This is a genomic window from Streptomyces sp. XH2 (genome assembly GCF_049725035.1).
GTDB classification, from domain to species: Bacteria; Actinomycetota; Actinomycetes; order Streptomycetales; family Streptomycetaceae; genus Streptomyces; species Streptomyces roseoverticillatus.
Genome location: NZ_JBMMMZ010000024.1, coordinates 72,766 through 92,813, shown reverse-complemented (window position 1 = coordinate 92,813; position 20,048 = coordinate 72,766). Strand labels below are relative to the sequence as shown.

General features: G+C 73.8%; 7 protein-coding genes. All 7 read left to right on the top strand.

What is annotated here, in order from left to right:
* A partial coding sequence (locus ACOTKD_RS36140; RefSeq protein WP_424893232.1) for a type I polyketide synthase occupies positions 1-4,487 on the top strand: 4,487 nt, incomplete at its 5' end.
* A 46-nt stretch (positions 4,488-4,533) separates the two neighbouring features.
* Positions 4,534-14,610, top strand: coding sequence for a type I polyketide synthase (locus tag ACOTKD_RS36135; protein ID WP_424893231.1), 10,077 nt, complete (start codon positions 4,534-4,536; stop codon positions 14,608-14,610).
* Positions 14,611-14,668: 58 nt separating this feature from the next.
* On the top strand, positions 14,669-15,925 hold the full coding sequence (gene ccrA, locus ACOTKD_RS36130; protein WP_424893230.1) for a crotonyl-CoA carboxylase/reductase: 1,257 nt from the start codon (positions 14,669-14,671) through the stop codon (positions 15,923-15,925).
* 52 nt (positions 15,926-15,977) lie between these two features.
* Positions 15,978-17,177, top strand: coding sequence for a cytochrome P450 (locus tag ACOTKD_RS36125; RefSeq protein WP_424893229.1), 1,200 nt, complete (start codon positions 15,978-15,980; stop codon positions 17,175-17,177).
* 155 nt (positions 17,178-17,332) lie between these two features.
* Positions 17,333-18,424, top strand: a complete 1,092-nt coding sequence (locus ACOTKD_RS36120) for a tyrosine-protein phosphatase (RefSeq protein WP_424893228.1) — start codon at positions 17,333-17,335, stop codon at positions 18,422-18,424.
* A gap of 92 nt (positions 18,425-18,516) precedes the next feature.
* Positions 18,517-19,731 carry a cytochrome P450 gene (locus ACOTKD_RS36115; RefSeq protein WP_424893227.1) on the top strand — a complete coding sequence of 405 codons (1,215 nt, stop codon included), beginning with the start codon at positions 18,517-18,519 and terminating at the stop codon, positions 19,729-19,731.
* Between the two features lie 53 nt (positions 19,732-19,784).
* Positions 19,785-19,979, top strand: coding sequence for a ferredoxin (locus ACOTKD_RS36110; protein WP_359095058.1), 195 nt, complete (start codon positions 19,785-19,787; stop codon positions 19,977-19,979).
* The last annotated feature ends 69 nt before the right edge of the window (positions 19,980-20,048 follow it).

The window sequence follows — 20,048 nt, the reverse complement described above, 5'->3', positions numbered from 1 at the left end:
TCTTCGGGATCAGCCCGCGCGAGGCCGTGGCGATGGACCCGCAGCAGCGGCTGCTGCTGGAGACCACGTGGGAGACGTTCGAGCGGGCCGGCATCGACGCCGAGTCGGTGCGGGGCAGCCGCACCGGAGTCTTCGTCGGCTCCGGCTACCAGGACTACGCCGCCCAGGCCTTCAACGCGGTCGACGACTCCGAGGGCTTCTTCGGCACCGGCAACTCCGCGAGCATCATGTCCGGCCGCATCGCCTACACCCTCGGCCTGGAAGGGCCCGCAGTCACCGTCGACACGGCCTGCTCGTCGTCGCTCGTGGCGCTGCACTGGGCGGTCCAGGCGCTGCGCAACGGCGAGTGCACGATGGCCCTGGCCGGTGGCGTCATGGTGATGTCCACCCCGCGGGCCTTCGTGGAGTTCAGCCGCCAGCGCGGCCTGGCCGCCGACGGCCGCTGCAAGGCGTTCGGCGCCGGTGCCGACGGCACCGGCTGGGCCGAGGGCGTCGGCATGCTCCTGGTGGAGCGGCTCTCCGACGCCCGCCGCAACGGGCACCAGGTGCTGGCCGTCGTCCGCGGCAGCGCCATCAACCAGGACGGCGCCTCCAACGGCCTCACCGCCCCCAACGGGCCCGCACAGCAGCGGGTCATCCGCCAGGCGCTCACCGCCGCCGGCCTCACCGCCGCCGACATCGACGCCGTCGAGGCGCACGGCACGGGCACCAGGCTCGGCGACCCGATCGAGGCGCAGGCGCTGCTCGCCACGTACGGTCAGGAGCGGCCGGAGGGGCAGCCGTTGTGGCTGGGTTCGCTGAAGTCCAACATCGGCCACTCGCAGGCCGCAGCCGGTGTCGGTGGCATCATCAAGATGGTCATGGCGATGCAGCACGGTGTGCTGCCGCAGACCCTGCACGTGGACGAGCCGACGCCGCACGTGGACTGGTCGGCCGGTGACGTCCGGCTGCTGACCGAGGCCATGGACTGGCCCGCGTCGGACCGCCCGCGCCGCGCCGCGATCTCGTCGTTCGGCGTCAGCGGCACCAACGCCCACACCATCATCGAGCAGGCCCCGGCCCTCGACGAGGAGCCCGCGGAGGCCCCGCCCGCGGCCCTGGTGCCGTGGGTGCTCTCCGCCAAGAGCAGCGCGGCACTGCGGGATCAGGCGCGACGGCTGCTGTCCTTCGTGGAGGACGGCATGTCACCCGCCGATGTCGGCTTCTCGCTCGCCACCACCCGCAGCGCCCTGCGCCACAGGGCAGCGGTCATCGGCGAGACCTGTGACGACTTCCGGCGCGGACTGGGCTACCTGGCCGCCGGAATGCCGTCGCCCGGCGTCGTCCAGGGCCGGCCGGGAGGCAAGGCCGGGTTCCTGTTCTCGGGTCAGGGTTCGCAGCGGATCGGGATGGGCCGTGAGCTGTACGAGGCGTTCCCGGTCTTCGCCGATGCATACGACGAGGTGTGTGCGCGTCTGGACGCGCCTGTTGACGTCGATGCGGAGTCTTTGCACCAGACGGGGTCCACGCAGCCTGCTCTCTTCGCGATCGAGGTGGCGCTGTTCAGGCTCCTCGAATCCTGGGGTGTGCGGCCGGATTACGTGGCCGGTCACTCCGTGGGCGAGATCGCAGCCGCGCACGTGGCGGGTGTGCTGTCGCTCGACGACGCCGCGAAGCTGGTGTCGGCGCGTGCCGCGCTGATGCAGGCGCTGCCCACCGGTGGTGCGATGGTCGCCGTCCAGGCGACCGAGGACGAGGTGCTGCCGCACCTGACCGACGGTGTCGGCATCGCGGCGATCAACGGGCCGCAATCCGTGGTGATCTCCGGCGTCGAAGGTGCTGTGCTGGCGATCGCTGAAACCTTCAAGCAGCAGGGCCGCAAGACGTCCCGCCTGAAGGTGAGCCACGCGTTCCACTCGCCGCTCATGGACCCGATGCTGGACGAGTTCGCCGACGTCGTCCGCGGCCTGTCCTTCAGCGAGCCGCGGATCCCGGTGGTCTCCAACCTCACGGGCCGCCTGGCGGAGCCGTACACCGCCGAGTACTGGGTCCGGCACGTCCGCGAGGCCGTCCGCTTCGCCGACGGCCTGCACACCCTGCACGACCTGGGCGTCACCGCCTTCGTGGAGATCGGCCCCGGCGGTGTCCTGAGCGGCATGGCGCAGGGGAGCGTGGACGAGGCCGTCACCGTGCCCGTCCTGCGGGCCGACCGCCCCGAGCGGCAGGCCCTCGTCACGGCCCTGGCGCATCTGCACACGCACGGCGTCACCGTGGACTGGAGCGCGTTCTTCGCCGGTGCGCGGAAGACCGGCCTGCCGACGTACGCGTTCCAGCACGAGCGGTACTGGCTGGACGCGCCGGAGACCGCAGCCGCTGCCGCGGTCGCGGACCCGGTGGACGCGGAGTTCTGGGAGACCGTGGAGCGCGAGGACCTGCAGGCCCTCGCCGGCACCCTCGACATCCGTGCCGACGAAGCGTTCAGCGACGTGCTGCCGAGGCTGTCGTCGTGGCGGCGGCAGCGCAAGGAGCAGTCCACCGTGGACGGCTGGCGCTACGGCGTCACTTGGAAAGGGATCCCCGACCCCGCCCCGGAGAGCCCGGCCCGGAACGGTGTATGGCTGGTTCCGGTCAGCGCTGCACAACTCGGCGACGACTGGGTCACCGCCTGCCTGCGCGGGCTGACCGACCGCGGCCTGGCGCCGCTGCCGGTCCCGGTCGGGCCGGCCACCGACCGCGAGGACCTGGCCGCGCAGCTCGCCGGCGCGGCCGGTGACGAGACCGTGGCGGGAGTCCTGTCCCTGCTCGCCCTCGACAGCGAGCCCGCCCCCGCGGCCGCCGCGCTCACCACCGGCGTTGCGCTGTCCGTCCTGCTCGTCCAGGCCCTGGGCGACGCGGGCGTCGGCGCCCCGCTGTGGTGCGCGACCCGGAACGCGATGGGCACGAGCCCCGCCGACGCGACGGCGGACCCGTACCAGTCCCTGGTCTGGGGCCTGGGCCGGGTGGCGGCGCTGGAGCACGCGCAGCGCTGGGGCGGTCTGGTCGACCTGCCGGAGACGGTCGACGACCGGGTCGCCGGCCGCCTCGCCGCGGTGCTCGGCCAGTCGGCCGAGGACCAGGTCGCGATCCGCGACCGCGGGGTGTTCGCGCGGCGCCTGTCGCGTCTGCCCGCGGCCCGCAGCGGCCGTACGTGGTCGCCGCGCGGCACGGTGCTGATCACCGGTGGTACGGGTGCGCTGGGCGGGCACGTGGCCCGCTGGCTCGCCGGCGCCGGTGCCGGGCACCTGGTGCTCACCAGCCGCCGCGGCCTCGATGCCCCCGGTGCGGCCGGGCTCAAGGCCGAACTGGAGGAGCTGGGTGCCCGTGTGACCGTCGCGGCCTGTGACGTGGCCGACCGCGAGGCGCTGGCCGCGCTGCTCGCCCAGCACCCGGTGAACGCCGTTGTCCACACGGCCGGCACCGCAGAGGCGGGCATGCTCGCCGACACGAACCTCGGCGACTTCGCGGCCACGGTCGCCGCGAAGGCCCTCGGGGCCGTGCACCTCCACGAACTGCTCGGCGACCAGGAGCTGGACGCCTTCGTCCTCTTCTCCTCCATCTCCGGCGTGTGGGGAGGCGGCGGGCAGGCCGCGTACTCGGCCGCGAACGCCTTCCTCGACGGCCTGGCCCAGCACCGGCGGGCCCGGGGCCTCGCCGCGACCGCGATCGCCTGGGGCCCGTGGGGCGAGGGCGGCATGGTCGCCGACGCCGGCGACGAGGAGCGGCTGCGGCAGCGCGGCCTGACGGTGCTGCGGCCGGACCGGGCGATCTCCGCGCTGCACGGTGCGCTGAGCGCCGGGGACGCGGCGGTCACCGTGGCGGACGTGGACTGGGAGCGGTTCGTCGTCCCGTTCACCGTCAGCAGGCCGAGCGTGCTGCTGAGCGAGCTGCCCGAGGTCAGGAACGCCCTGGCCGAGGAGCCCGCCCAGCCCGCCGCGGAAGCGTCCGTGCTGAAGGAGAAGCTGTCCGCACTGTCCGAGGGCGAGCAGCACCGCCTGCTCGTGGACACCGTGTGCGCGCACGCGGCGGCCGTCCTCGGCCACAGCGGATCCTCCGCGGTGGAACCGGACCTGGCGTTCCGGGACCTCGGCTTCGACTCCCTCACGGCGGTCGAGCTGCGCAACCTGCTCACCGCCGACACCGGCCTGACCCTGCCCGCGACGCTGGTCTTCGACCACCCGACGCCCGAGGCCATCGCCCGGTACCTGCGGACCGAACTCGCCGGCGAGGCGGGCGAGGACGAGGTGTCGGTCTTCAGCGAACTGGACCGGCTGGAGTCGGCGATCGGGGCGGCCGCCTCCGCCGAGGAGACGGTCCGCGCAGGGGTGCGGAGGCGGCTGCAGGAGCTGCTGTCCCTGGTCAGTTCCACCGGGGAACAAGGGGCGGAATCCGCTGACGCACAGCGGCAACTGCAGGACGCGACGATCGACGACATCTTCGATCTGATCGATCAAGATCTAGAAAATTCCTAGTTCTTGGCGCTCTACCTTTAACGACAGCCGAGGACGGATGGGGCGGATGAGCAGCAACGAAGACAGGCTTCTCGAGTATCTCAAGCGCGTCACCGGGGACCTTCGCCAGGTCCGCGAACGCCTTCGCGAGGTCGAGGAGAAGGACCAGGAACCCATCGCGATCGTCGGCATGGCGTGCCGGTATCCGGGCGGGGTGCGGTCGCCGGAGGACCTGTGGAAGCTGGTGGCCTCCGGCGGCGACGCGGTCGGGGAGTTCCCGGCCGACCGCGGCTGGGACGTGGAGGACGTCTACGACCCGGACCCGGAGGCACCGGGGAAGACATACGCGCGGCACGGCGGATTCCTGTACGAGGCGGGGGAGTTCGATCCCGGGTTCTTCGGGATCAGCCCGCGCGAGGCCGTGGCGATGGACCCGCAGCAGCGGCTGCTGCTGGAGACCACGTGGGAGACGTTCGAGCGGGCCGGCATCGACGCCGAGTCGGTGCGGGGCAGCCGCACCGGGGTCTTCGTCGGCTCCGGCTACCAGGACTACGTCAACCTCCTGCTCGGCGTGGCCGGCGACGCCTCCGACGGCCACGTCGGGACCGGCAACTCCGCCAGCGTGATGTCCGGCCGCATCTCCTACACCTTCGGCCTGGAGGGGCCGGCGGTCACCGTCGACACGGCCTGCTCGTCGTCGCTCGTGGCACTGCACTGGGCGATCCAGGCCCTGCGCAGCGGCGAGTGCTCGCTGGCGCTGGCCGGCGGTGTGCAGGTGATGACCACGCCCACCGCGTTCGTGGAGTTCAGCCGCCAGCGCGGCCTGGCCCCGGACGGGCGGTGCAAGCCGTTCGCTGCCGGCGCGGACGGCACCGGCTGGGCCGAGGGCGTGGGCATGCTCCTGGTGGAGCGGCTCTCCGACGCCCGCCGCAACGGGCACCAAGTCCTGGCTGTCGTACGGGGCAGCGCCGTCAACCAGGACGGCGCCTCCAACGGCCTCACCGCCCCGAACGGGCCCGCGCAGCAGCGGGTCATCCGCCAGGCCCTGGCCTCGGCCGGCCTGTCCCCGGCCCAGGTCGACGCGGTGGAGGCGCACGGCACGGGCACCAGGCTGGGTGACCCGATCGAGGCGCAGGCGCTGCTGGCGACGTACGGCCGGGAGCGGCCGGAGGGCCGGCCGTTGTGGCTGGGCTCGCTGAAGTCGAACATCGGTCACTCGCAGGCCGCAGCCGGTGTCGGTGGCATCATCAAGATGGTCATGGCGATGCGGCACGGCGTCCTCCCGCGGACCCTGCACGTGGACGAGCCGACGCCGCACGTGGACTGGTCGGCCGGTGACGTCCGGCTGCTGACCGAGGCCAGGGACTGGCCGGAGACCGACCACCCGCGCCGCGCCGCCGTGTCGTCCTTCGGCGTCAGCGGCACCAACGCCCACACCATCATCGAGCAGGCCCCGGCCCTCGACGAGGAGCCCGCAGGGGCGCCCGCCGCCGGCCCGCTGGCGTGGGTGCTCTCCGCCAAGAGCGATGCGGCGCTGCAGGCCCAGGCGGCCCGGCTGCTGCCCTTCGTACGGGATGCCGCGGGGGACGAGGCGCGGCCCGAGGACATCGGGCTGTCGCTGGCCACGACCCGGGCGGCGCTGCGCCACCGGGCCGCGGTCGTGGGGGAGAGCCGCGAGGAACTGCTGCTCGGGCTGGAGGACCTGGCCGCCGGGTCCCCCTCGCCCCGCGTCGTGCTGGGCCGCCCCGCCGGCGGCAAGACCGGGTTCCTGTTCTCCGGCCAGGGCTCGCAGCGGATCGGCATGGGCCGAGAGCTGTACGAGGCGTTCCCGGTCTTCGCCGCCGCGTACGACGAGGTGTGCGCACGGCTGGACGCGCCCGTCGACGTCGATGCGGAAACGCTTCACCAGACCGGGTGCACCCAGCCCGCCCTCTTCGCGATAGAGGTGGCCCTGTACCGCCTCCTCGAATCCTGGGGAATCCGGCCGGACTTCGTGGTCGGCCACTCCGTGGGCGAGATCGCGGCCGCGCACGTGGCCGGCGCGCTGTCGCTCGACGACGCCGCGAAGCTGGTGTCCGCCCGCGCCGCGCTGATGCAGGCGCTGCCGGCAGGCGGGGCGATGGTCGCCGTCCAGGCCACCGAGGACGAAGTCCTGCCGCACCTCACCGACGGCGTGAGCCTCGCCGCGATCAACGGCCCCTCGTCGGTGGTGGTTTCCGGTGACGAGACGGCAGCCCTGGCGATCGCCGAAGCCTTCAAGCAGCAGGGCCGCAAGACGTCCCGCCTGAAGGTCAGCCACGCCTTCCACTCGCCGCTCATGGACCCCATGCTGGAGGAGTTCGCGCAGGTCGTGCGCGGGCTGACCTTCGAGAAGCCGCAGCTCCCTGTCGTCTCCAACGTCACGGGCGAGCTCGTCGAGGCGTACACGGCCGAGTACTGGGTCCGGCACGTCCGCGAGGCCGTCCGCTTCGCCGACGGCGTGCGGACCCTCAGCGACCTGGGCGTGACCACCTTCGTGGAGATCGGCCCCGGCGGCGTCCTGAGCGGCATGGCGCAGGGCTGCGTGGACGGCGCCGTCACGGTGCCGGTGCTGCGCGCGGACCGCCCCGAGCGGCAGGCCCTCGTCACGGCCCTCGCGGACCTGCACACCCACGGTGTCGCGGTGGACTGGAGCGTCTTCTTCGCCGGTGCGCGGAAGACCGGCCTGCCGACGTACGCGTTCCAGCACGAGCGGTACTGGGTGAAGACGCCGGAGACAGCCGCTGCTGGCGCGGCCGCGGATCCGGTGGACGCGGAGTTCTGGGAGACCGTGGAGCGCGAGGACCTGCAGGCCCTCGCCGAGACCCTGGACATCGGCGCCGAGGACGCGTTCAGCGACGTGCTGCCGAGGCTGTCGTCGTGGCGGCGGCAGCGCAAGGAGCAGTCCGCCGTCGACGACCGGCGCTACCGCGAGACGTGGAAGCGCCTGGGCGAGCTCGCTCCGGCCGGCCCCGGCGGCACCTGGCTGCTGGCCGTGCCGGACGAGGAGACCGAGCAGATCGCCGCGGTCCGCACCGCGCTCACCGCCCACGGCGCCGAGCTGAGGACCCTGGTCGTCGGCGCGGCGAGCGACCGCGCCGGGCTGGCCGGGGAACTGGCCGGGCTCGGACCGGTCGACGGCGTGCTGTCCCTGCTCCTCACCGGCGACCCCGTGCTGCCCACCCTGCTGCTCGTCCAGGCCCTGGGCGACGCCGGCGTCGACGCCCCGCTGTGGTGCCTCACCTCGGGCGCGGTGGCCGTGAGCGGCGCCGACTCCGTACGCGACGCACGGCACACCCAGGTCTGGGGCCTGGGCCGGACCGCCGCCCTCGAACTGCCCCGCCGCTGGGGCGGCCTGATCGACCTGCCGGAGACCGTCGACGAGCAGGCCGCCGCACGCCTCGCCGAAGTGCTGGGACAGGTACGGGCCGGCCGCTGGGAGGAGGACCAGCTCGCCGTCCGCGCCTCCGGCGTCTTCGCCCGGCGCCTCGCCCACGCGCCGGCCCGCCCGGCCACCGGCCGCTGGCAGCCCCGCGGCACCGTCCTGATCACCGGCGGCACCGGCGCGCTGGGCGGCCACGTCGCCCGCTGGCTGGCGCGCAACGGCGCCGAGCACCTCGTGCTCGCCGGCCGCCGGGGCGCGGACGCCCCGGGCGCCGCCGCCCTGCGGACCGAACTGGAGGCCCTCGGCGCCCGCGTCACGCTCGCCGCGTGCGACGTGGCCGACCGCGACGCCGTCGCGGCCCTGCTCGCCGAGCACACCCTCACCGCCGTCGTGCACACCGCCGGAGTCGCCGACGCCGGCATGGTGGACGACACCACCCCGGCCGCCTTCGCCGCCGCGCTCGCCGCGAAGGCCGGCGGCGCGGCCCACCTGGACGAGCTGCTGGGCGACCAGGAGCTCGACGCCTTCGTCCTCTTCTCCTCCATCTCCGGCGTCTGGGGCAGCGGCGGCCAGGCCGCCTACGCGGCCGGCAACGCCTTCCTGGACGGCCTCGCGCGGCAGCGCCGCGACCGCGGCCTCACCGCGACCGCCGTCTCCTGGGGCCCCTGGGCCGACGGAGGCATGGTCGAGGACGGGGACGACGAGGAGCGGCTGCGCCGCCGCGGCCTCCTCGCGATGACGCCCGCATCGGCGATCACCGCCCTGCAGCACGCCCTGGACCGCGACGAGACCCTGCTGACCGTCGCCGACGTGGACTGGCCGCGCTTCATCGTGCCGTTCACCCTCGGCCGCCCCAGCCCGCTCCTCGGCGACCTCCCCGAGGTGCGCGCCACGCTCGCGGAGGACACCGCCGAGCCGGGCCCCGGCACCGGCGCGCTCGCCCGGAGCCTGGCCGGAATGCCGCACGACGACCGGGAACGCGCCCTCGTGGACCTCGTGCGCACGCACGCCGCCGCCGTCCTCGGCCACCGCGGGGCGGGCGCGGTCGAAGCCGACCGGCCCTTCCGGGACCTCGGCTTCGACTCCCTGACCGCCGTGGAGCTCCGCAACCGCGTCAACGAGGCGACCGGCCTCGCCCTGCCCACGACCCTGGTCTTCGACCACCCCACGGCCGCGGACCTCGCCGCCCACCTGCTCGCCGAACTCACCGGCGGCCAGGACCCGCAGGCCACGGCCTCGGCCGCCGCCGCGGTCCTGGACGAGCCGATCGCCATCGTCGGGATGGCCTGCCGCTACCCCGGCGGCGTGCGCTCCCCCGAGGACCTGTGGGAGCTGGTCGCCTCCGGCCGCGACGCGATCTCCCGCTTCCCCGGCAACCGCGGCTGGGACGTCGAGGCGCTCTACCACCCCGACCCCGACCACCAGGGCACCACGTACACCACCCACGGCGGATTCCTGCACGACGCGGACGAGTTCGACCCCGCCGTCTTCGGGATCAGCCCGCGCGAGGCCGTCGCCATGGACCCGCAGCAGCGCCTGCTGCTGGAGACCGCCTGGGAGGCCTTCGAACGCGCCGGGATCGCCCCGCACGCGGTGCGTTCCACCGACACGGGCGTGTTCGTCGGCTCCGGCTACCAGGACTACACCGCCCGCCCGCTCAAGGTGCCCGACGGCGTCGAGGGCTACATCCCCAGCGGCAACGCGGCCAGCGTGATCACCGGCCGGCTCTCGTACACCTTCGGCCTGCAGGGCCCGTCGGTGACCGTCGACACCGCGTGCTCGTCCTCGCTGACCGCCCTCCACCTCGCCGTGCAGGCGCTGCGCAACGGCGAGTGCTCGATGGCGCTGGCCGGCGGCGTGATGGTGATGGCCGGCCCGTCCGCGTTCACGATGTCGAGCCGGCAGCGCGCGCTGTCCGCCGACGGGCGCTGCAAGGCGTTCTCCTCGTCCGCCGACGGCACCGGCTTCGCCGAGGGCGTGGGCCTGGTCCTGGTCGAGCGGCTGTCCGACGCGCGCCGCAACGGGCACGAGGTCCTGGCCGTCGTCCGCGGCAGCGCGGTCAACCAGGACGGCGCCTCCAACGGCCTGACCGCCCCCAGCGGCAAGGCCCAGCAGCAGGTGATCCGGCAGGCCCTGGCCAACGCCCGGCTCGCCCCGGGCGACGTCGACGCCGTGGAGGCCCACGGCACCGGCACCCGGCTCGGCGACCCCATCGAGGCACAGGCGCTGCTGGCCACCTACGGCAAGGAGCGCGACGGTGACCGGCCGCTGTGGCTGGGCTCGCTGAAGTCCAACATCGGCCACTCCCAGGCGGCCGCGGGCGTCGGCGGCGTCATCAAGATGGTGATGGCCATCCGCAACGGCGTCCTGCCGCAGACCCTGCACGTCGAGGAGCCGACCCCGGACGTCGACTGGTCCGCCGGCACCGTGCGCCTGCTGACCGAGCAGACCGCCTGGCCCGACCAGGGCAGGCCCCGGCGCGCGGCCGTCTCCTCGTTCGGCATGAGCGGCACCAACGTGCACACCATCATCGAGCAGGCCCCGGAGAGCGCGGCCCCCGCCGAGGGCGAGCAGGCCCCCGGCACCCCGGACAGCACCACCGCCCGGGCCGCGGACGTCTTCCCGTGGGCGCTGTCCGCGAAGACCGAGCGCTCCCTGCGCGAGCAGGCCCGCCGGCTGCTGAACCACCTCGACCGCACCGAAGGGCTCTCCCTGCCCGGCGTCGGCCGCGCCCTCGTCACCACGCGGACGCAGCTGGAGCAGCGGGCCGTGGTCGTCGGCCGCGACCGGCACGAGCTGCGGGCCGGGCTCGCGGCGCTCGCCGACGGCGAACCCGCGGACAGCGTGGTCCAGGGCTCCACCACGGCCTCGGGCAAGGTCGCCTTCGTCTTCCCCGGCCACGGCTCGCAGTGGACGGACATGGCCCGGGAACTGCTGGAGACCTCCCCGGTCTTCGCCGAGCAGGCGCGGGCCTGCGCCGAGGCGTTCGCCCCCTACCTCGACTGGCCGCTGCTCGACGTCCTGCGCGCCGAGCCGGGCGCGCCGGGCATGGCCGAAGTGGAGGTCGCCCAGCCCGCGCTGTTCACGGTGATGGTGTCGCTGGCCGCACTGTGGCGCTCCCACGGCGTGACGCCCGCCGCCGTCGTCGGGCACTCGCAGGGCGAGGTCGCCGCCGCGTACGTCGCGGGGGCCCTGACCCTGGACGACGCGGCCCGGATCGTGGCCCTGCGCAGCCGCACGCTGACCAAGCTGATGGGCAAGGGCGCGATGCTGGCGGTCGCCATGCCCGCCGACCGGGCCCGCGCGAGGCTGGAGAAGTACGGTGACCGGCTGTCGGTCGCCGCCGTCAACGGGCCCGCCGCCCTGACCGTCTCCGGGGAGCCCGGCGCGGTCGACGAACTCCTCGCGGAACTCGAAGCCGAAGGCGTCCGGGTGCGCAAGGTCCGCGGCGCCACCGGCGCCGGCCACTCCGCCCAGGTCGAGAGCCTGCGCGCCGAGCTGCTGGAACTGATGGCCCCGGTCGCGCCGCGCGCGGCGGACGTCCCCTTCTACTCCACGGTGACCGGCACGGTGCTGGACACCGCCGGCCTGGACGCCGAGTACTGGTACCGCAACGCCCGCCGCACAGTGGAGTTCGAGCGGACCGTACGCACGCTCCTGGAGGACGGGCACGGCGTGTTCGTCGAGTGCAGCCCGCACCCGCTGCTGACCGGCGCCGTGCAGGAGATCGCGGAGGAGGCCGGTGCCGACGCCGTGACCGGCGCCTCGCTGCGCAGGGACCAGGGCGGCATGGACCGCTTCCTGCGCTCGGTGTCCGAACTGCACGTCAACGGCGTGCACGTGGACTGGACGGTCCCCTTCGCCGGGCATCCCGAAGGCCGCGTGGACCTGCCGACGTACGCGTTCCAGCGGCAGCGGTACTGGCTGGAGGGCGCGGACCCGGCCCCCGCGGGCGCCGACCCCGTCGAGGCCCGGTTCTGGGAGCTGGTGGAGAACACGGACCTGCCCGGGCTCACCGGCGAGCTCGGGGCGGACGACGCCGCCCTCATCGGCCCGGCCCTGCCCGTGCTGTCCGCGTGGCGCCGGCGCAGCCGCGAGAAGTCCACGGTGGACGCCTGGCGCTACCGCGTCTCCTTCCGGCAGCTGACCGACCACCCGGCCCCCGGCCTCGACGGCCTGTGGCTCGCCGTCCTCCCCGCCGGCCTGGCCGACGAGGAGTGGGCGCCCTGCGTCGTCGGCGTGCTCGGCGCCCACGGCGCCAAGGTGCGGGTCGTCGAACTCCCCGTCGACTGCGACCGCGCGGACACCGCGAACCGGCTCGCCGAGGAACTCGGCACCGAACAGCCCGCCGGAGTCCTCTCGATGCTCGGCCTCGCCCCCGGACAGCACCCGGACCACCCGACGCTGTCCGCGGGCCTCGGCGCCACCGTCACCCTGGTGCAGGCGCTCGGCGACCTGGACGTCCAGGCACCCCTGTGGTGCGCGACCCGCGGCGCCGTGTCCACCGGCGCGTCCGACCCGCTGCGCGACGCAGGCCAGGCACAGCTGTGGGGCCTGGGCATCGTCGCCGCGCTGGAACTGCCCCGGCGCTGGGGCGGTCTCGTCGACCTGCCCGAGGAGCTGGACGAGCACGCCCTGCGCCGCCTGGCCGGAGTGCTGGCCCAGCACGACGAGGACCAGCTCGCCGTACGCGCCGACGGCGTCTTCGGCCGCCGCATGCTCCGCGCACGGCCCGCCGACGCCGAGCCCGCCACGCCGTGGCGGCCCCGCGGCACCGTCCTGGTCACCGGCGGGACCGGCGGCGTGGGCCGGCACCTCGCCCGCTGGCTGGCCGGCGCGGGCGCCCAGCACCTCGTGCTCACCAGCAGGAGCGGGCCCGACGCCCCCGGCGCGCAGGAACTGCACGCCGAGCTGACCGCTCTCGGCGCCGAAGTCACCATCGCCGCCTGCGACATCGCCGACCGCGACGCGGTCGCGCGGCTCCTCGCCGGCATCGAGGACCGGCACCCGCTCACCGCGGTGCTGCACGCCGCCGGCACGGCACGGTCGTCCGTGCTGACGCACGCGGGCCTCGACGAGTTCGCCGAGGCCGCGGCTTCCAAGGTCACCGGCGCCGCCCACCTCGACGAACTGCTCGACGGCCGCGAGCTGGACGCGTTCGTGCTGTTCGCCTCCGGCGCCGGCGTCTGGGGCAGCGGCGGGCAGGCCTCGTACGCCTCCGCCAACGCCTTCCTCGACGCCCTGGCCCTGCGGCGGCGGGCCCGCGGCCTGACCGCGACCTCGCTCGCCTGGGGCGGCTGGGCCGGCGGCGGCATGGTCGACGACGCCGTCCAGGAGCGCGGCGAGAAGCGGGGCCTGGGCTTCATGGCCCCCGAGCTCGCGATCTCCGCCCTGCACCAGGCCGTCGAGCACGACGAGGCGGCCCTGACCGTCGCCCCGATCGACTGGGAGAAGTTCCTGCCCGCCTTCACCGTGGGACGGCCCAGCCCCCTGCTGGCCGACCTGCCGGACGTGCAAAGGCTCCTGGAGGCCGAACAGGCCGCCGACGAGGAGACCGGTGCCGACGCGGGCCTGGCCGCCGAACTCGCCGGGCTCGCCCCCGCCGAGCAGGAGGAGCGGCTGCTGGAGCACATCCGCTCCCAGAGCGCCGTGGTCCTCGGCCACGCGTCCGCCGAGGACGTGCCGCCCACCGCACAGTTCCTGGAGCTGGGCTTCGACTCGCTCACCGCGATCGACCTGCGCCGGCGCCTGTCGGCGGCCACCGGGCTCAAGCTGCCCGCCGGACTGGCCTTCGACCACCCCACGCCCGCGAAGCTCGCCAAGCACCTGCTCACGCAGCTGTCCGGGGCCGCTCGCGGCGCAGCGGAGGAACGTCCCGCCGACATGCTGGTGCAGCTCTACCAGCACGCGAGCGAGAACGGGACGGCCGCCGAGGCCATGGGGATGCTGATGGAGGCGGCCCGCTTCCGGCCCTCCTTCGAGCGGCCCGAGGAACTGGTCCGCCCGCCCGCCCCGGTGCGGTTCTCGCAGGGAGACGGCCCCTTCGCGCTGATGTGCTTCTCGCCGTACGTCGTACCGGCCGGGGCGCACCAGTACGCGCGGTTCGCCGCACCGCTGCGCGACCGCCTGGACATGTGGGCACTGACCCACCCCGGCTACGAGCAGGGCGAACCCGTCCCGTCCGACGTGGACGCCGTGCTCCGCCTGCACGCGCGGACCGTACGGGAGTGCGCCGGCGGCAAGCCCGTCGTCCTGCTCGGCTACTCCTCGGGCGGCTGGATCGCCCACGGCGTGGCCGCACACCTGGAGGCCATGGGCGAGCGGCCCGCGGCCGTGGTGATGGTCGACAGCTTCAGCCGCGAGATCCCCTTCGACCACCAGGTGCTCAACGCCATGGCCCAAGCGCAGTCGCAGCGCCTGGACTTCATGAGGTCCGGCGGCGAACAGCTCACCGCCATGGGCCGCTACATGCACCTGTTCGACGACTGGGCCGCGCCGGAGATCTCCGCGCCGACCCTGCTCGTACGGGCGAGCGAGCCCATGCTGCCCGGCGCCGCGGACGGCGACGGACGCGCGGCACCGCCCGAGCACGTCGGCACGACCGTCGAAGTGCCCGGAAACCACTACTCGATGATGGAGGACCACGCCGCCACCACCGCCGCGGCGGTGGAGTCCTGGCTGGCGGACGTCGCCACGGATCCGTCCGGCCCCGCCGTCCCTCCCGACGCAACGACCGCATGACCGGCCCGCGGCCACCGCGAGCCCACAGGACCAGACAGACCAGATGTGGGAGACAGACATGACGAAGGCGCTCTACGAGATCGGTGAGACCCCGCCGCTCGGTGAGGTCCCGCCGCAGATGTACGCCTCGGTGATCCGCCAGGACCGCTTCGGAGAGCCGAAGCAGGCGTTCCGCACCGAGGTCGTCGACACCCCCGCCGTGGGCCGGGGCCAGGTGCTGGTCTACGTGATGGCCGCCGGCATCAACTACAACAACGTGTGGTCCTCGCTGGGCACGCCGGTCGACGTCATCGGGATGCGGCAGCGGCAGGGCCAGCCCGAGGACTTCCACATCGGCGGCTCGGAGGCCTCCGGCGTGGTCTGGGCCGTCGGCGAAGGCGTCCGCAACGTCAAGGTGGGCGACCACGTGCTCGTCACCAGCGGCCAGTGGGACGAGACCGCCGAGGACATCCGGATGGGCAGGGACCCCCTGGTCTCGGAGAGCATCAAGGCCTGGGGATACGAGACCAACTACGGCTCCTTCGCACAGTTCTGCCGCGTCGACGAGTACCAGTGCCACCCCAAGCCCGCGCACCTGTCGTGGGAGAAGTCGGCGGCCTTCCTGCTCACCGGCCCCACCGCCTACCGGCAGCTCCTGGGCTGGCAGGGCAACACCGTCCGCCCCGGCGACCCCGTCCTCATCTGGGGCGGGGCGGGCGGCCTCGGCTCGATGGCCATCCAGATCGTCAGGCTGGCCGGCGGCATCCCGATCGCCGTGGTCTCCGACGAGGACCGCGCCGCGTACTGCCGCAACCTCGGGGCGGAAGGCACCATCAACCGCCGCGACTTCGACCACTGGGGCCGGCTGCCCGACGTCGGGGACGCCGAAGGTTCGGCGAAGTTCCTGCGCGGCGCCCGCGGCATCGGCAAGCAGATCTGGGAGATCCTCGGCGAGCGCAAGTCCCCGCGGATCGTGCTGGAGCACAGCGGCCAGGACACCCTGCCGACCTCGATGTACCTGTGCGACAACGCCGGCATGGTGGTGATCTGCGGCGGCACCTCCGGCTACAACGGCGACGTCGACCTGCGCCACCTGTGGATGCGCTCCAAGCGCCTCCAGGGCTCGCACTACGCCAACACCCGCGAGTGCCGCGAGGTCATCAGCCTCGTCGGCGCCGGCAGGCTCGACCCCTGCCTGTCCGCCTGCGAGGGCTTCGAGGACATCGGGCGCATGCACCAGATGATGCACGACAACGTGCACCCCTCCGGGAACATGGCCGTCCTCGTGAACGCCGCCCGGCGCGGCGAGACGACCCTCGAACTCCCCGCGGCCTGACCGTCCCCGCCGCTCACCCCTCCCCCTCCACTCAGCAAGCGCAAGGAGAGTCATGTCCCAGCCCACCGCCGGCGCGCCCGCCGTGCCCAAGGCCCGCAGCTGCCCGTTCCTGCCGCCGGACGGCCTCGCCGACGTCCGGGCGGAGGCCCCGGTGACCCGGGCCACCTTCACCAGCGGCCACGAGGCGTGGCTGGTGACCGGCTACGAGCAGGTGCGCGCCCTGCTGCGCGACCCGTCGTTCAGCGTCCAGGTGCCCCACGCGCTGCACACGCAGGACGGCGTCGTCACCCAGAAGCCCGGCCGCGGCAGCCTGCTGTGGCAGGACGAGCCGGAGCACACCGCGGACCGCAAGCTGCTCGCCAAGGAGTTCACCGTCCGGCGCATGCAGGCGCTCCGGCCGAACATCCAGCGCATCGTCGACGAGCACCTCGACGCCATCGAGGCCCAGGGCGGCCCGGTCGACCTCGTGAAGACCTTCGCCAACCCGGTGCCCTCCATGGTGATCTCCGACCTCTTCGGCGTCCCCGTCGAGCGGCGGGCGGAGTTCCAGGAGATCGCCGAGGCGATGATGCGCGTCGACCAGGACGTCGCCGCCACCGAGGCGGCCGGCATGCGCCTGGGCGGGCTGCTCTACCAGCTCGTCCAGGAGCGCCGGGCCAACCCGGGCGACGACCTGATCTCGGCGCTGATCACCACCGAGGACACCGACGGCGTCGTCGACGACATGTTCCTCATGAACGCGGCCGGCACCCTGCTGATCGCGGCCCACGACACCACCGCGTGCATGATCGGTCTCGGTGCCGCGCTGCTGCTCGACCGCCCCGACCAGCTGGCCCTGCTCCGCGAGGACCCGTCGCTGGTCGGCAACGCGGTCGAGGAGCTGCTGCGCTACCTCACCATCGGCCAGTTCGGCGGCGAGCGCGTCGCCACCGAGGACGTGGAGCTCGGCGGCGTCCGCATCGCCAAGGGCGAGCAGGTCGTCGCGCACGTCCTGGCCGCCGACTTCGACCCCGCCTTCGTGGACGAGCCGGAGCGCTTCGACATCACCCGCCGCCCCGCGCCGCACCTGGCCTTCGGCTTCGGCGCGCACCAGTGCATAGGCCAGCAGCTCGCCCGGATCGAGCTCCAGATCGTCTTCGAGACCCTGTTCCGCCGCTTCCCGACCCTGCGCCTGGCCAAGCCGGTCGAGGAGCTCCGCTTCCGCAACGACATGGTCTTCTACGGCGTGCACGAGCTGCCCGTCACTTGGTGACCCCCGTGCCACGGTGACCCCCCACAGGTGAGCAGCGCCCGCGGCCCCGCGGGCGCTGCTCACCACGTTCCGGCACCGCACCGCGCCGGTCCGGGAGGGGCAAGTCCTCATGAACACTAGGGGTTGCCCTACTGCAGGGCGCATAGCCTCCGGACATGGAGATTCCGCATGTCGGCCGGTGTGCCGCCACGACTCTCGCCGCCACGGCAGCGGCCCTGGCGCTGACCGCCCCGGCGGCCCTCGCCGCACCGCTGCGGCCCGCCTTCCCGGCGGTCGTGCAGCAGGCGGCCCAGCACGCCGTTCCGTTCACCGAGGCAGCCGTCACGGACCACGGCGACGGTTCGTACAGCGTGTCCTGGAACGCGCCCGGTGTGCGGTCGGTGACGGTGTACGCCGCCGGCCGGCCGGTCGCGCAGGGCGGCGCCCGGGAGACCGTCACCGTGCGCGGCCTGCCGGCGGCCGACCGCCAGTGGTTCCGCCTCGTCCCCGGCCGGGGGGAGGCGCTGACGCTGGCGGACCGCTCGCTGCACCTGGAGGGCGCCCCCAACTTCCGGGACGTGGGCGGCTACCGGACCGCCGGCGGGAAGTGGGTGCGGATGGGGGTGCTGTACCGCAGCGGCGAGCTGGCGAAGCTGACCGGCGCCGACGTCGCCAGGCTCGGACGGCTCGGCATCCGCACCGACTACGACCTGCGCTCGCCGGGGGAGCGGGCGAAGGCCCCGGACCGCATCCCGGAGGGCACCCGGTTCGTGGCCGCGGACGTGAACGGCGGGGACGTGACGGAGGTGCCCACGAGCCCGGAGCAGGCGGTGGAGCTGATGACCGCCGGCAGCCGTGCGTACGTCTCCTCGGAGCCGGCGCGCACCGCCTACGGCGCGCTGTTCCGCGACGCGGCCGACCCGGGCGCGCAGGCGCTCGTATACCACTGCACGGCCGGCAAGGACCGCACCGGCTGGGCGAGCGCGGCCCTGCTGACCGCGCTCGGCGTCGACCGCGACACCGTCATGCGCGACTACCTGGCCACCAATGAATACCGGGCGAAGGAGGTCGAGGAGATCCTCGACCAACTGCCGCCCCGCGACGCGGCCGTCCTCAAGCCCGTCTTCGAAGCGCGTCCCGGCTACCTGAACGCATCCTTCGGCGAAGTGGAGGACCGGTACGGAACTTTCGACAATTACCTGAGGAAGGGACTGGGGCTGGACGACCGGGTGCTGACCGGACTGCGCAATGCCCTGCTGACGGACTGAACTGTGTTTCCTGCGGCCGTTCCTGAAGTTAATTCCGTATCAATTTCCGTAACGACGAATGACGGCATTGCCGATCGTTTGAAAGGCGCGACATGACCGAGACCGAAATCCGCCCCACCGGGTCGCCGGCCCCGTCCTTCCCCCTGGACCGGAAGTGCCCGTACCAGCCGCCGCAGGACTACGCGGACTGGCGGGGCGACAGCCCGCTGAGCCGGGTCACGCTCGTCGACGGGCGGGAGGCGTGGCTGGTGACCGGGCACGCCGAGGGACGGGCGCTGCTCGCCGACCCCCGGCTGTCCTCCGACTGGGGCCACCCGGAGTTCCCCGTCGTCGTCCAGCGCACCGAGGACCGCGGCGGGCTCGCGTTTCCGCTGATCGGCGTCGACGACCCGCTGCACGCCCGGCAGCGGCGCATGCTGATCCCCAGCTTCGGCGTCAAGCGCATGAACGCCATCCGCCCGATGATCCAGAGCCTCGTGGACCGGCTCCTGGACGACATGCTGGCCAAGGGGCCCGTCGCGGACCTGGTGTCGGCCTTCGCCCTGCCCGTGCCCTCGATGGCGATCTGCGAGCTGCTCGGCGTCCCGTACGGCGACCACGACTTCTTCGAGGAGCGCTCCCGCGACTTCGTGGGCGCCGCGACGTCGGCCGAGGCCGACGCGGCCTTCGCCGCCCTGTACGGGTACCTGCACGAGCTGGTGGCGAAGAAGCAGGCCGACCCCGGTGACGGCCTGCTGGACGAGCTGATCGCGCGCCAGCTGGAGGAGGGCGCGCTGGACCACAACGAGGTGGTCATGATCGCGCTGGTCCTGCTGGTGGCCGGCCACGAGACCAGCGTCAACGCGATCGCCCTCGGCGCCCTGACGCTCCTGCAGCACCCCGAGCAGCTGGACGTGCTGCTGCGCGACCCCGCCGCGATCTCGGGCGTGGTCGAGGAGCTGCTGCGGTTCACCTCCGTCTCCGACTTCATGGTCCGGATGGTGAAGGAGGACATCGAGATCGGCGGCGAGAGCCTCAAGGCCGGGGACGCGCTGGTCGTCTCCATCTCGCTGATGAACCGCGACGCCAAGGCGTACGAGGACCCCGACACCTTCGACATCCGGCGCAGCGCCAAGCACCACGTCGGCTTCGGCCACGGCATCCACCAGTGCCTCGGGCAGAACCTCGCCCGTGCCGAGATCGAGATCGCCCTGGGCACGCTCTTCGCCCGCATCCCGGGCCTGCGGCTGGCCGTCCCCCTGGACGAGGTGCCCATCAAGGCCGGCCACGACGCCCAGGGTCCGATCGAGCTCCCCGTCACCTGGTGAGTGCGCGGGCGGAGGGAACGGTGGGAACGGAAGCAGGGGAGGACAAGCGCGCCATGCGCATCACCATCGACCGCGACCGGTGCATCGGCTCCGGCCAGTGCGTCATGACCGCACCCGGCGTCTTCACACAGGACGACGACGCGCTGGTCGCCCTGGTGCCGGGGCACGAGGACGGGTCCGGGGACCCGCGCGTGCGCGACGTGCCGATGGCCTGTCCGGTGCAGGCGATCGCCGTCGACGAGGACTGAGCGGCACCGGCCGGGAGCCGTGGGGGGGCGGGCGGGGTGTGGGGGGGGGGGCCCCCCCCCCGGTGGGTG